This is a genomic window from Bradyrhizobium sp. LVM 105, from assembly GCF_003957705.1.
GTDB classification, from domain to species: domain Bacteria; phylum Pseudomonadota; class Alphaproteobacteria; order Rhizobiales; family Xanthobacteraceae; genus Bradyrhizobium; species Bradyrhizobium frederickii.
On sequence record NZ_QZMV01000011.1, the window covers coordinates 122,153 to 135,469 of the forward strand.

General features: G+C 63.3%; 10 protein-coding genes. 3 read left to right on the forward strand and 7 right to left on the reverse strand.

Going from position 1 to position 13,317, the window contains the following annotated elements; all coding sequences use genetic code 11:
- Window positions 1-3 precede the first annotated feature (3 nt).
- On the reverse strand, window positions 4-2,223 hold the full coding sequence (locus tag D6B98_RS26870; RefSeq protein WP_126259988.1) for a DUF3141 domain-containing protein: 2,220 nt from the start codon (window positions 2,221-2,223) through the stop codon (window positions 4-6).
- Window positions 2,224-2,287: 64 nt separating this feature from the next.
- A complete protein-coding gene (locus tag D6B98_RS26875) occupies window positions 2,288-3,379 on the reverse strand; it encodes an AI-2E family transporter (protein ID WP_164718880.1) in 1,092 nt (363 codons plus the stop codon).
- 160 nt (window positions 3,380-3,539) lie between these two features.
- Here D6B98_RS26875 and D6B98_RS26880 point away from each other — a divergent pair, with 160 nt between their 5' ends.
- The 3 genes from D6B98_RS26880 (at window position 3,540) to D6B98_RS26890 (ending at window position 6,400) form a co-directional block, all read left to right on the forward strand.
- The gene (locus D6B98_RS26880; RefSeq protein ID WP_126259989.1) at window positions 3,540-4,061 is read left to right on the forward strand and encodes a GNAT family N-acetyltransferase; all 522 of its coding nucleotides are present in this window, start codon (window positions 3,540-3,542) and stop codon (window positions 4,059-4,061) included.
- 77 nt (window positions 4,062-4,138) lie between these two features.
- Window positions 4,139-4,516 carry an HdeA/HdeB family chaperone gene (locus tag D6B98_RS26885; protein ID WP_235885158.1) on the forward strand — a complete coding sequence of 126 codons (378 nt, stop codon included), beginning with the start codon at window positions 4,139-4,141 and terminating at the stop codon, window positions 4,514-4,516.
- Between the two features lie 270 nt (window positions 4,517-4,786).
- Window positions 4,787-6,400 carry a sensor histidine kinase gene (locus tag D6B98_RS26890; protein WP_126259991.1) on the forward strand — a complete coding sequence of 538 codons (1,614 nt, stop codon included), beginning with the start codon at window positions 4,787-4,789 and terminating at the stop codon, window positions 6,398-6,400.
- Window positions 6,401-6,715: 315 nt separating this feature from the next.
- Here D6B98_RS26890 and D6B98_RS26895 read toward each other — a convergent pair whose 3' ends face one another.
- The 5 genes from D6B98_RS26895 to D6B98_RS26915 all read right to left on the reverse strand — a co-directional run bounded on the left by D6B98_RS26895 (window position 6,716) and on the right by D6B98_RS26915 (window position 13,272).
- The gene (locus tag D6B98_RS26895) at window positions 6,716-8,038 is read right to left on the reverse strand and encodes an NAD(P)/FAD-dependent oxidoreductase (RefSeq protein ID WP_126259993.1); all 1,323 of its coding nucleotides are present in this window, start codon (window positions 8,036-8,038) and stop codon (window positions 6,716-6,718) included.
- A gap of 166 nt (window positions 8,039-8,204) precedes the next feature.
- Window positions 8,205-9,668, reverse strand: a complete 1,464-nt coding sequence (locus tag D6B98_RS26900) for an aldehyde dehydrogenase family protein (protein WP_126259995.1) — start codon at window positions 9,666-9,668, stop codon at window positions 8,205-8,207.
- Between the two features lie 38 nt (window positions 9,669-9,706).
- Window positions 9,707-10,876, reverse strand: coding sequence for an alanine racemase (locus D6B98_RS26905; RefSeq protein WP_126260149.1), 1,170 nt, complete (start codon window positions 10,874-10,876; stop codon window positions 9,707-9,709).
- Window positions 10,877-10,902: 26 nt separating this feature from the next.
- Complete coding sequence (locus tag D6B98_RS26910; protein ID WP_126259997.1) at window positions 10,903-11,775, reverse strand: GNAT family N-acetyltransferase; 873 nt, start codon at window positions 11,773-11,775, stop codon at window positions 10,903-10,905.
- 186 nt (window positions 11,776-11,961) lie between these two features.
- The gene (locus D6B98_RS26915) at window positions 11,962-13,272 is read right to left on the reverse strand and encodes an NAD(P)/FAD-dependent oxidoreductase (RefSeq protein ID WP_126259998.1); all 1,311 of its coding nucleotides are present in this window, start codon (window positions 13,270-13,272) and stop codon (window positions 11,962-11,964) included.
- Between the last annotated feature and the right edge of the window lie 45 nt (window positions 13,273-13,317).

The following is a 13,317-nucleotide window of genomic DNA, read 5'->3' on the forward strand; positions in this document are numbered from 1 at the left end:
GCGTCAGGACGCCCTCGCCTTGGGGTCGAAAGGGGCAACGTTCGACGTTGTCTCTCCCGAATCCACGCCGAACAGATCGGCAATGCGCTTCAGGCGGTCCGCACGTTCTCCGGAAATCGCCTCGCTGGCCGACAGCACCTCGCGGATGGCGGCAAACGCTGCGCGCCTTTGATTCAAGTCGTCGGGCAGCAGCTTGGGAATCGCGGCCAGCGTTGCGTCCCTATCCAGCAGCAGCATGAAGAACTGCTCGCGCACCAGCGTCTTGAACTCGGCAAGCGTCAAACGCGCGCCGCCATGTTCGCGGCGAACCTGGCGCAAGGCCTCGATGCTGCGCTCGTCGACCATGCCTCGCGCCGACCCCACGTAAAGCAGCGCACGCAAGGCCGCTTCGCGGAGTCCGCCCTCACCGATTTTCGCCTTCAATTCGGCGATCCGCTGCTTGAGCATGGCGCGGTGTTCGGGCGACATCTCCCGCCGGCGTGATGGCTCGGACGTCGGATCGACCCCGACAGCCGCCTGCAAGAGAGGCGAACCGTAGACGTTGAGGAAGATCGCTTCGCTGAGCGCCTCCTGCGAGTCGCGCCAGCTGTCCAGCACGTGCACGATCTGCTTGGACATCTGCTCCTGGAACGCCAGGAACGGATTGTCCTTCGCGACAGGCTTGCGGTTCTCCTCGACCCCCTCTGCCGCGGACTTCACCATCGCCATCCAGGGATTCTGGCTGCTCAGCGCTTCATACTGGAGTCGCAGCGGATGCAGATTGCGCATCGCTTCGGCCAATTGCGGCGTCGTCATGCTCTTGACCCAGGGCTGAACGAATTTCTGGTAGGCAGCAAGATTGAGTTCCGAAACGCGCTTGGCAGCCGCGAAGCGTCGCTCGTCCTCGGGCGAATTGCCGCCCATGGCGCGGATGTCGTCGAGCGTGCGCGCCTCGCAGCGCATGACCCATTGGCCGACGACGAGATCTGAACTCGTGGTCTCCTCGCCCTTGGCTTCGAACGTCGCCTCGTAGAGCCCCGGCGGCAGCACGTCGATCAGGTCAATATTGCTGGAGAATTCGGCATGCTCTTTCTTCGCGACACCGCCGGAGACGAAAATGCCGAGGTGCCCGATGCTCTCGTGAACCGTGTAGACGATGGTCTGCCCGTAAGCCCTGATCTCATCGACGTCGGCATAGCAATCGAGGATCCAGTGCAGCGCTTGCTGCGGCGGCGTGACGTTGTCGCCCTTGGAGCAAAACACCAGGATCGGCGACCTGATGTTGCGCAAATCCACCTTGCGGCCGTCGGACATCTCGATCTTGCCCGCCGCGAGATTGTTGCCGACGAAGAGCTCGTCGACGATGAACTGGATCTCCTCGGCGTTGAGATTGACGTGCCCGCCCCACCAGCGTTCGAACTCCAGGTAGCGGTCGGCTTCGGTGTCGACCTTGGAATAGACGTTGTATTGCTTGGTCCAGAGCGTATTCGAGGGATTCTGGCTCTCGAAGTTCTGCACCAGCCACGCGCCGTCGAACTTGCCGGCGCCAAGATCGCTGGTCAGCGCCGTCAGCCAGCTTCCACCAAGCAGGCCACCGGCATAGCGCATCGGGTATTTTCCGTGCACGCCGGCCCAGTAAGCGAGCGGGGCCCCGGCAATGATCAGCGGACCGAACAATTCCGGCCGTAGCGAGGCCAGGATCATGACGGCCCAGCCGGCCTGGCAATTGCCGATCACGCACGGCTTGCCGTCGGCCTGCGGATGCAGGCTGATGACTTTCTCCACGAACAGCGCTTCAGCTCGCGCGATCCGCTCGATGGTCTGTCCCGGCATCGGCTCCGGCAGGAAGCCGACGAAATAGCAGGGATGCCCGGCCTTCATCGCGACGCCGATTTCGCTGTCTGCCTTGAAGCCGCCGATGCCTGGACCGTGGCCGGCGCGCGGATCGACCACGATGAACGGGCGGCGCTCAAGATCGAGTTCCACCCCCGCCGGCGGGATGATGCGCACCAGCGCGTAGTTGACGGGCTCGTCGAGCTTGCGGCCGTCCATGATCAATTCGGCAGCATATTGCAGCACATGCGGCGCGGTCTGCGAGACGTGCTCGCGGTACTGGTCGCCGCGCTGGCGCATGATGTCGAGAAACAGCACGCTGCGCTGGCCTGCATCGACCATGTATTCGACAGCGGAGGCAACGACCCCGGACAGCGGGCCGCCGGGCAGGCTTGGGATTTCCATCGACATTTTCGGACCTCATCACCGCGCGGCTTGATCCAAGGCGCTCGGGGACGGCCGACGTTGATTTAGGTCAACGTTCGGGGACTGCATGCCGCGCCGGGCTGGTGCGGTCGGTCCCGATCCAGGCCACCGCAAGTTCCCAGGCCACCGACAGGATGATCGGTCCGATGAAAAGACCGATGATCCCGTGGCCCAGGGTGCCGCCGATGACGCCGATGAGGATGACGAGCGTCGGCGTCGTCAGGCCTCGCCCCATCACCATAGGCTTCAATATGTTGTCGAGAATGCTGACTGCGCCGAGGAACAACGTCAGTAGCACGGCCGTGGAGACGTCCTTGTCGGTCCATATCCATATGATGACCGGGAGCATGACGGGGGCGGCGCCGATCTGGACAATCGAGAGAAGCAGCACCACGAGCGCCAACAGGCCGGCGATCGGGATGCCCGCCAACTTGAAACCGATACCGGCCAGCAGCGCCTGGATGACGGCTATGCCGATCACGCCTTGCGCTACCGCCCGAATGGTGGCGCCTGCCAGATCCAGAAAGTGCTCGCTCTGCTCGGGTACGATCCGCGACAGAAAGCCCCTGCCTGCCGCGACCAGCTGCGCCCCATAGGGAAAGATGAAGCCGGCGACCGCGACCGAGAGCAGAAACTTGATCGTGCCTACGCCGGCATCGCCTGCAAGACCAAGCAGCGTACCGGCGAATGGCTTGAGATACGGCGCGATCATTTGCAGAACCGGTCGCAGATTGGTCGAGGCCTGATCCCAGAGCTCGTAAAACTGCGTGCCGATCAGGGGCCAGCTCTTGATCGCCTCGGGCGGCGACGGAACCGCCAGTTCGCCGACCGCCAATTGGGCTGCAAAATCCTTGATCCCGTCCGCCGCGCCGAGGCCGAGCCAGGCCGCCGGCCCGATGACGACGGCGAAACTGGCCGCCGTGAGAATGGTCGCCGCGAGCTTCGGGCGGCCGCCCAGGAGCTTGGCGAGCAGGACGAAGGCTGGATTGAGCGCGACCGCGAGCACGAGGGCCCAGACCAGAATCGTCACGAACGGGCGGATCAGGTAGAACGTCCAGAAGATCAACAGCGCGAGTAAGCCGAGCCGGATCACCAGCTGGATCACGTCCTCTCCGGTGAGAAGCTGGCGAAGTGTCTTCACGGGTGCCCTCAGCGGTAGCCGCGCATGCTGCGCGGGAAAGGCTAGCCCGGGGCGTCATTCAGCCTGCTTGATCCAGATCAAGCGGAGTGCGGGCGCCCCTGCGTCTCATGAGCGGCATCCCCGGCAGTACGCTGTCCGGCCCGCTGAGACGAGAGCCCGCATGTCGAACGTCGCCACCTACAACGTATGCGAGCACCTGCGGGACGGCAGCCGGGTCGAAATCCGGGCGCTTCGGCCGGACGACGAGGCCGACATGCTTGATGCACTGGACCAGACCAGCGTGCAATCGTTGCAGCGGCGATTTTTCGTCACCAAACGCCATTTCTCCGACAAGGAGCGCGCGTTCTTCATGAACATCGACTTCAGCAATCACGTCGCGCTGGTGGCCGAGGCCGAGCAGGCCGGCCGTACAATGATCATAGGAGGCGGCCGTTACGTCGTCTTTGAGCCCGGGAGGGCCGAGATGGCGTTCGTCGTCATCGATGCCTGGCAGGGCCGCGGCGTCGGCGTCCTGCTGGCGCGTCACCTCACCGCACTCGCTCGCAAAGCCGGGCTCAAGGAGCTGACAGCAGAGGTGCTGCCGGAGAACAGCGCTATGCGGCGCATATTCGAGAAGCTCGGGTTCAAAGCCGCGGCCACGCCAGACCCTCAGGCGATTCACTTGGTGCTGAAGCTGAGCTGATTGGATCAAACCGGGTCCACAACGCAGCGCGGATCCGACCGGTCTGCCCTGCGTCATTGTATGAGCAACTCATTCCTTTGATCCAGATCAAGCGCAAGGCGTTCCCCCCGCCGAACCCTCCGCATGAGCGGATGATCATTGTGGGACTTCAGATGGTTGGGTTCAGATTACGCAAGCTTGTCTTCGCATTGTTCGGCGCAACGGCTGCGATAGGAGCAGCCGAAGCCCAGGTCATGGTCGACGTTTCCAAAATTACCTGCGATCAATATATCACGCAGCGCATTACCCACAGCCAGACCGTCAATGTCTGGCTGAGCGGCTTTTACGCCGGCCGTCGGAACAATCCTATGGTCGACACTCAGGCTCTCAGCCGCAACGCCAACAGAGTTTCGCGGTTCTGCGAATCCCATCGCGACATGCAGCTTCTCGACGCCGTGGAAGCGGTAATGAAGTGACGGCGATGCCGATGCCACGTCTCGGTCAAGCTCCTAGTCCCACGCGTTGACCTCATCGAGCTCGCTGGCAAGGCCGGGTTACGGCCATGGCCAGCGGAGGTGCTCGCCGGCGTTGAACGTCTCCGCAAGCCAGGCTTCGAGCCGGCCTCCGGGAGCTTTTGGCATGAAATCGCGTTGTGACGCTCCTCTAGAGAACCGTCCACTTGACGCTTACGCTCAACTCGTTCTCACTGGCGGCGGCCGACCGGTTAATGTCATTGGGCTTCCTCCATGCCGGTAGATTCTCCTCACGACCTCCCGCTCGTGATCTCGTCGCTGCCTCCGACGCGCCAGCAGCGGGTCGCAGCTTCGGCTGCTGCGATCATCCTGCTCGTGATCGCCATGCTGGTTGCTCCGTTCGCCCACCTTCAGCTCGCACGGATCGACGTGTTCGTTCCGGTACTCCAGACGGTTCTGAGCCTGGTCGACCTGCTCACGGCGATCCTTTTATTTGCACAATACGCGATTCAGCCCCACAGGGCGCTGCTTGCCGTGGGCAGCGCTTACATCTTCAGCGGCGCCATGGCCTTTCTGCAGACGCTGACCTTCCCCGGCGGCTACGGGCCCGCCGGTGTGATCGGCGATGGCAACAACAGCCCCGCCTGGTTCTTCGTGCTCTGGCATACGACTTTTCCTCTCTGCATCATGGCTTACGCCTTCCTGAAGGACGAAAAGCCGACCTCTCGAATTGCGCCGGCGAAGAGCCTTGCGATGACGATCTGCGGCGTGGTGGCGACGATTGTTGTGCTGGCCTGGCTGGTGACCGCAAACGTCGCACTGCTGCCGCCATTTTACACGGGCAGCATCACGCAACAGACGCGGTTCGGAAACCAGATCAACATTGCGCTGTGCCTGCTCGGCGCGATTACGCTCGCCGTACTGTTTGTCCGCCGACGCACCATTCTCGACCTCTGGCTGATGGTGACCTTGCTGGCCTGGATTCCGAATTTCCTGGTCGCGGCGGTCGCGAGCTCGGTCCGCTTCTCCTTGGGCTGGTATGCCGCGCGTGGCTTCGCACTCGTCGCGAGCTCACTGCTGTTGAGCGTGCTTCTGACGGAAACGGCATTGCTCTACTCGCGCCTCGCCAGCGCGTTGACGATGCTGCGACGAGAAAGGGGCAACCGGCTCATGAGCATCGACGCCGCCACCGCGGCGATCGCCCATGAGATCAGATCGCCATTGGCGTCGATTCCGCTAAACGTCGAGGCCGCGCGCCTGCAGCTTGGTATGGAGCCTCCAGACCTGGCCAACGTCGATGTCATTCTGCAGGACATCGAGGCGGCAAGCCTGCGGGTCAATGCAACGATCTCGAGCGTCCGAGAGCTGTTCAAGGGCTCGGGAACCGTCACAACCACCATCCACGTGGAAGCCGTCGTGCTGCAAGTATTGCGCCTCCTCGAGCACGAGCTGCAGCTCCACAAGATTCGGGTCGCGGCGAATTTTTTCACGCCGGGCCACTATGTGCACGCAGACCCCACGCAGGTTCAGCAGGTCATTCTCAACCTGGTGAAAAACGCGATCGAGGCAATGAGCCCTGCATCGGGCAGGCGGGAATTGACATTGTCCTCACGGTCCGAGCGCGGCTCTGCGCTCCTGATCGTCCAAGATACAGGACCCGGTGTTGCTCCCGCGGATCAAGAGCGAATATTCGAACCGTTCTTCACCACGAGGCCAAACGGCATGGGTCTGGGCCTCGCGGTCTGCCGAACGCTTCTCGAAAGAGCGGGCGGCAAGTTGGCTCTTGCTCGATCAGGCCCCGAAGGGTCGATCTTTGAGGTCAGACTTCCCCTCGCACAGAATGAACTCAGCGCGTCCAAGCACGATCCGGGGCGGGACCTCGCATAGGCGAGGTCTCGGTTGTTCTCGACCTGTTTCGACGGTAGTCGAACGAGGCGATTCCGCCGCCCCTTGCGGCATAGACCTCGTCGCAACAGGTGCTCGCACCGCGCTGACGAGAATTTGGAGTTCGTACACAAGCCCTTCCGGACGATAGGTGACTTCCACACGATCGGCGAACCGCGTCGCCATTCCGCTCAGAATGGTAGTGCCCCAAGCTTAAATCCCGGGAGCGCAAGGACAGCCGTGATCTAGCCGACCGCCCGCACAGCTCCGAGTCCTTCTCGCCAGGGTGCGCGTCAGGCCAGGCTTCCGGCTCGATCTTCAGATGGCGGCGATGTCCAGCTTCGAGCCGTCGACCAGACGTGACAGCCGGAATGGTGTGGGATCGACGCTTGGCGTGTCGTTTACGACAAGCTCCGCAGCCAGATAGCCGAGCCCCGGACCCAAACCAAAACCGTGCCCCGAGCAGCCGGCCGCGAGGACGAGGCCTTCCACCCCGTCCACCTGCGACACCACAGGCACCGCGTCCGGCGTGCAATCGACGAAGCCGCCCCAGGCGCTATCGATCTTGATTTCGCCGAGCTGGGGGAAGGTTTTCCGGACACTCTCCACCACTTGGCTCACCAGCCATTTCAAGGGCGGTGGATCCAGCACGCGATTCTGTTCGAAGATCCGATCGTCGTTGGTCAGCAGCGCTGGCATCGAATCCGGCCCCGAAACGAACGATCGGCCGACGCCGAGCCTGACGTTCTTCAGCCGACGCAAGAACTGCGGCATGAATTCCCGGCTGTACCGGATCGCCTGGGGCGTGATCTCGAGGTTCGCCTTGCCGCTGATCGCAAGCGTGTAGCTGCCGTCCAGTCGGCGCGTGATCGTGCAGTAGGGTGTCGAGACCGCCTCGCCGATATTGATCGTGGGGGTGGAACGCAGCGCGGTCTGCCGGATGCTCGCTTGGGGGAAGCTGATCCCGAGGGGCCGAAGGAAGCGCGAGGACCAGGCGCCAGCGGCGCACAGCACCGCGCTGGTTCTGATGTAGCCCTTCTCCGTGTGCACGCCCGCAATCTTGCCATTGGCCAGGTCGAGCGCGCGCGCGGCGCATCCCTGGTGGATCGTGGCGCCCAGCACTCTGGCCGCATCGGCGATAGCCGGCGCGGCCAGCGCAGGTTCGGCCTTGCCGTCCCGCTCCGAATAGGTCCCGCCGACCCATTTGTCGCGCGCTTCGGGGACGCGCTCGGCCACCTCCGCCCGGCTCAGCACGCGGGTATCGACGTCGTACTCCCGGGCGACCTCGCGCCACTTTTCCCAGCCGGCGAGCACAGCCTCGTCATGGGTCGCATAGACGAGACCGCAGCGCCGAAATCCAAGGTCCCGATTGATATCGCGCGTGAGCTCGTCCCAGAGCCGCATGGAGAGCACCGAGAGCGGCAGTTCGCGCCGGTCGCGATTCTGCTGGCGGCACCAACCCCAGTTTCGGCTCGATTGTTCACAGGCGACGTGGCCCTTCTCGAGGAGCGCCACCGAGAGGCCGCGCTTCGCCAGGTAATAGGCGGCCGTAGTGCCGAGGATGCCGCCGCCGACGATGACGACATCGGCCTCGGCCGGAAGACGCTCATCGCTGTAAATGCGCTCGACGTGGGGCGACATGTTCCAACGAACCTTGGCTGCCAGGAATGCGGAAGCAAAGTTCCGATCAGCCCTTCATCGCACGATGCACCCGATAGAATGTGCTGAAATCATCCAGGACTTCGCAAGATGTTGGGGTTTTTGGCCGCTTGATTGATCGAAGCTGCTCTCGGTCGATCGCTGGCCTTCATCGGTAAAATCCGAGGACGGCCTTGGTCTCAAGATACTCCTCCATGCCCTCAAGGCCGTATTCCCGGCCGTTGCCGGAGCGCTTGTAGCCGCCAAAAGGTACGTTGGGGTCCCAGTCGGGATGGTTGAGATGCACTTGACCCGACCGGATTTGATGGGCGACCGCCCGTACCGTCTCCATGTCAGTGCCTTGTACATGGGCGCCGAGACCGTAGACCGTGTCGTTGGCGATCTCGATCGCCTCCTCCACGCTGTCGTAGGGAATGATCGACAGCACCGGGCCGAAAATCTCCTCCTGCGCGATCCTCATGTCGCGACGGACGTTCGAGAAGATCGTCGGCCGCGCATAGAGGCCAATCTGAAGGTCGTCGGGCCGCCCCGGCCCGCCGATGACGAGCTTCGCGCCTTCCTTCAGACCGATGCTGATCATGGTCTGCACGCGCTCGAACTGCGGCCGGTTGGCGATGGGACCATGGGTCGTGCCTTCCGCAAGGGGATCGCCGACCACCAATTCAGAAGCGGCGGCCGCCGCCAGAATCTCGATCTCCTCCATCTGTGAGCGGGACACAAGCATGCGCGTCGGTGCGCTGCAGGATTGGCCGAGATTGCGGAAGGCTGCGCCGACGCCGAGCGGAACAGCACGGCTCAGATCGGCATCCGGCAGAATGATGTTCGGCGACTTGCCGCCGAGCTCCTGGGCGACGCGCTTGACGGTGGGCGCCGCGGCCTGCGCCACGAGAACGCCGGCCCGGGTCGAGCCGGTGATCGAGATCATGTCGACCTCTGGATGCGACGCCAGAGCGGCGCCCACGATCGGACCTGTCCCATTGACGAGGTTGAAGACGCCGGGCGGACAACCGGCATCGTCCATTACCTCAGCGAACAGCAAGGCGCTCAGCGGCGATAATTCGCTCGGCTTCAACACCACCGTGCAACCGGCCGCGAGCGCGGGGCCGACCTTGGCTGTGATCTGGTAGAGAGGCCAGTTCCAGGGGGTGATGAGGCCGCAGACCCCGATCGCCTCGCGCATGATCGCGGTGCTGCCGCGTCGGGTGACGAACGGATAGTCCGCGAGATTGTCGCGTGCAACGCGGATATGTTCGGCAGCCAGCGGCACCTGGGCTCGCCGCGCATAAGTGATGGCAGCTCCCATTTCGCACGTGAGAGCCTGCGCCAACAACTCCAGCCTCTGAAGAAGCAAACCATGAACCCGGTCGAGCAGCGCCGCTCTGTCGGCAGGCGGCGTCATGGACCAGCCGGCGTAGGCTCGTCTGGCGGCTGCGATGGCGCAGTCCACATCATCGTCATCGCCGAGCGTAACCTCGGCGATCGGCTGCTCCGTCGCCGGATTGACGACGGTTGCTGCTGCCGCGACTGATCCGACCGGCTTCCGCCATTCTCCGTCGATGTAGAATTTTCCGAGGAAGCCGGCTTCCGTCAGGTGTCGGAGGGGAGAGGTCATTGGAAGCGATCCTTGATCCGATAATAGGTGCCGACCGCCTACCAGCCGCGCATTCGTCGCCATCGCGCTTGGATCATTTCGCTGCCGCCGGAGACGACGTTGTAGACCTCGTGCTGCGAGGCCGTTGCGCAGGCGTGATTGGGCAGGATCCTGACTTTTGCGCCGATCGAAAGATCCGGCAAAGCCTCAGCCGATCGGGGCCTGATGGCGAGGGTGCCGTGCTCCTGACTCGCCTGCACAACGATAAGGTCGGGATAGATCTTGCCGGAGAGATCGCAGACCAGGCCGTACCCCTGATCGACCCGCTGCGCCGCGGTGCCGCGATCGCGTGACAGCGCCATCCAGCCCGCGTCGACCAAGATCCAGCCCTTCTCCGGCTTCGTGCCGATCACGGTGGCGAGCACCGAGATTGCGATGTCATCGGTCGTGCAGACACCGACACCGTGCATCACGAGGTCGAAGAACATGTAGACGCCGGTCCGCACTTCCGTGACGCCGGTCAAGTCTTTCGCGAAATGGGCGGTCGGGGTCGAGCCGACGCTCACGACAGGGCATTCATGCCCCGCGGCCCGCAACACCTCCGCCGCCGCGACTGCGACCGCCCTTTCATTTTCCGCGGCTGCGATGAGGGCCTCGGGCGTGCAGAGGCTGTAGGACTCGCCGGCATGGGTGAGAATGCCGGCGAGCTTGACGCCGGCTTCGGCCAGGATGGCCGCGACCATGCCGAGCTTGGGATCGGCGGCGGTCAACCCACCGCGGTGGCCGTCGCAGTCGATCTCGATGAAGGCGGACGGGGTCACGCCGGCGGCGCGACCGGTCGCACCCAGCATCGTCGCCTGTTCAGGGGAATCAAGCAGCACCTTGAGATCGATGCCCGCTCTTCGCAGACGCATTGCTCTCTCTGCGGTGTGCGGCGCCAGTCCCACGGCATAGGTCATGTCCCGGAAACCGTGCTGGGCGAAGTATTCCGCCTCCGCCAGGGTGGAGACGGTGATTGGCCCGGGACCCGACCGATGAGCGCGTCGAGCGACGTCGATGGATTTCGCCGTTTTCATATGGGGACGCAGTACGACGCCGCGCGCCTGCATACGCGAAGAGAGGCGGGCGAGATTGCGATCGAGCCGGTCGCTGTCGAGCAGGAGGGCCGGCGTTGCCAGCGCGCCGATCGTTTCGGCCGTCTCACCGTTTCGGATATCTGCCTCGCGCATCTCCTGGCGTAGCACGTCGACGTCTCCTAGCCGAACGACTGGTTGGCGAGCGCGAACAGGCGCGCCGTTCCGGTTGAGTGCGCCGGTGTCCCCAGGATCATGGTGGTGGCATCGCTGACTTGCTGCAGGCCGATGCCTTCGAGCCACTCTCCGAGCTGCGATGTGGTAGAAGTGTCGATGCGGACGAAAGCACGCTCGAGACGTACGAGCGCAGCTTCGATCAGCGCGCGGGCATCGGCCGGGTTTTCGGCGACGACAGGGCCGATGACATGTCCGCGGCCGAAGAGGCGGCAGATGGCGTAGCCGCGCGGCGTGCCGTCACGCAAGAGAACATAGCCATCACCGCTCTGGAGGAGCCGGTCCAGCATCCGTTGCCTGTCCAATCCCGTAGCTTCCTGATCGAGCCGCGTGATGGCCTCAAAATCCGATACAGCCATCGGCCTGATGAAGCCGGAATGCGGCGCCTCAAAACGCCCTCTTGGGATGCCGTGATGCTGATGGATGATCCCGATGGGGACGAAGCCGCGGCGCCGGTAGAGCATGATGCCTTCGGCCGTCGAATTCAGCGCGATGGTTCGTGGATGCGCCGATGCCAGCAACGCATCCATCAGCCGCGCCCCATAACCGCGGCCCTGAGCGTCTTTCGCGACGATGATCATGCCCGCGGACGCATGGGTGTCGCCGTATGGCCACCAAGCCGCTGTCCCGATCACCACACCGGCACGCTGCAACACAAAGCCATGGCCCAACTGCAGCGCGACGTCCCAATCCTCAAGCCGATAGGGCCAGGACATCTCTTGCGAGAGCTTTAGGGCACCTTCCAGATGCGCTCTGGCGAAGGGAACCAGGACCACGTTCTCTTCGACACGATCTCCGTCCTGGTATGCTGCTCTTGTCATGATACGCCGATGTCTCTTGCTCGGAGTTGCCCGACTAATCGCCAGTGGCCGACAGGAACGACGGCAATCTGATGATCCTCTGATCGTCTGCAGCGTATCTTGAGCTCGACGGCATTATGCGAGCAACCAGGAGCAAAGTTCGGTATAGTATTTCGTAGATGATGCAGCATCGCATCCAATATGCCGTCAACGGCTGGCGCGCCACATCGCGATTCGGTCACGCATCCGGTAGCCCTGAATGAACGCAGGCATGAACCAAGGATTGCCGCGATAGAACGGGATGAAAGCCGGAGGCCGGAAGTCAAATGCACTGCGCGCCCGCTCCTCATGTCCCATCAGCTTGTGGGCCGCATGCATGCCGATCCATGGCGCCCAGACCACGCCCGAACCGCAGAAGCCGGTGGCGTAGACGATGCCGTCCTTCTCGAAGATGCGGGGTATCATGTCGCGGTTCATCGCCACGTTGCCGAACCAGCTGTGTGAGAGGCGAACGTTCTCGAGCTCAGGAAACAGATTGACAAGCCCCCTGCGCAGAAGCAGCTTCGGAGCCACGGGATCGCCGACACGCGAGCTGTCACGTCCGCCGAGCAGAATGCGTTTGCCGTCGGGCGATGGACGGTAATAGAAGCCGATCTCTCGGTTCTCGGTGATCATCATGCGTTTAGGCATCAGCCGCGCCATGACTTCGGGCGCGAGCTCCTCGGTCGCGATGATCCGGCTGCGAACCGGGACCAGCCTGCGGCGCAGGAAGGGGACGACGCCATCGGTATAGCCGTTCGTACAAACCAGCACCTGACGCGCCTCTAGCGCGCCGGCTGACGTCACGACGCGGAATCCGGAGCCATCCCTCTCGATCGAGGTGACTGGTGTTCCGCCGTGGACGGCCACCCCGGAAGCGAGCGCGACACGCACGAGTTCTGCGTGGAATTTCGCCGGGTGCAGCCCGCCGATGTCCATCCGAACCGTGCCGCCGCGATAGACATCGGTACCGATGTAGTTGCGCTGCTCGGCATAGGGAACTGCATAAGCTTCGATCCCCAGTTTCTTCGCGAGTCTCTCCGCGCTGCGTCCCATGGCTTCGTATTGTTCGTATCCAAACGCGCCTTTGAACTGTCCGACCAGCTGGAAGTCGCAGGTGAGCCCTTCCGTCTTGATGAAATCGTAGAGAAATTCTCGCGCGGCCTTGCCCTCCGCCTCGATCGCCAGCGCCTTCTCTTCGCCGAACCGCCGCGCCAGCGTGTCGTAGTCCGGCCGAATGCTTCCGCTGGTGATTCCGCCGTTGCGCGTCGAAGCTCCCTCGCCCGGATTCATTGCGTCAAAGGCCGCGACCGAGCGTCCCTCGCGCGCCAGCATCAACCCGGCCGCGAGTCCAGCATAGCCCGCGCCCACGATCAGAACGTCAAGCTTCTTGGGCAATGGCTGCTCAGGCAGCGGCGTAAGCGGGGCGGCTTCCCACCAGTAGGGCGTCGCCTTCTCGGCAATTGTCGGCGCGTGCATGGCTTATGGCTCCTAGATGTTCAGGCGACCGCAGGCCTGCACCTC

What these genes read in the sequence shown, in the direction of transcription:
- D6B98_RS26870 (WP_126259988.1), bottom strand. Translation starts at nt 2,223, where the DNA reads ATGTCGATGGAAATCCCAAGCCTGCCCGGCGGCCCGCTGTCCGGGGTC.
- D6B98_RS26890 (WP_126259991.1), top strand. Translation starts at nt 4,787, where the DNA reads ATGCCGGTAGATTCTCCTCACGACCTCCCGCTCGTGATCTCGTCGCTG.
- D6B98_RS26910 (WP_126259997.1), bottom strand. Translation starts at nt 11,775, where the DNA reads ATGACAAGAGCAGCATACCAGGACGGAGATCGTGTCGAAGAGAACGTG.
- D6B98_RS26915 (WP_126259998.1), bottom strand. Translation starts at nt 13,272, where the DNA reads ATGCACGCGCCGACAATTGCCGAGAAGGCGACGCCCTACTGGTGGGAA.
- D6B98_RS26900 (WP_126259995.1), bottom strand. Translation starts at nt 9,668, where the DNA reads ATGACCTCTCCCCTCCGACACCTGACGGAAGCCGGCTTCCTCGGAAAA.
- D6B98_RS26895 (WP_126259993.1), bottom strand. Translation starts at nt 8,038, where the DNA reads ATGTCGCCCCACGTCGAGCGCATTTACAGCGATGAGCGTCTTCCGGCC.
- D6B98_RS26905 (WP_126260149.1), bottom strand. Translation starts at nt 10,876, where the DNA reads ATGCGCGAGGCAGATATCCGAAACGGTGAGACGGCCGAAACGATCGGC.
- D6B98_RS26880 (WP_126259989.1), top strand. Translation starts at nt 3,540, where the DNA reads ATGTCGAACGTCGCCACCTACAACGTATGCGAGCACCTGCGGGACGGC.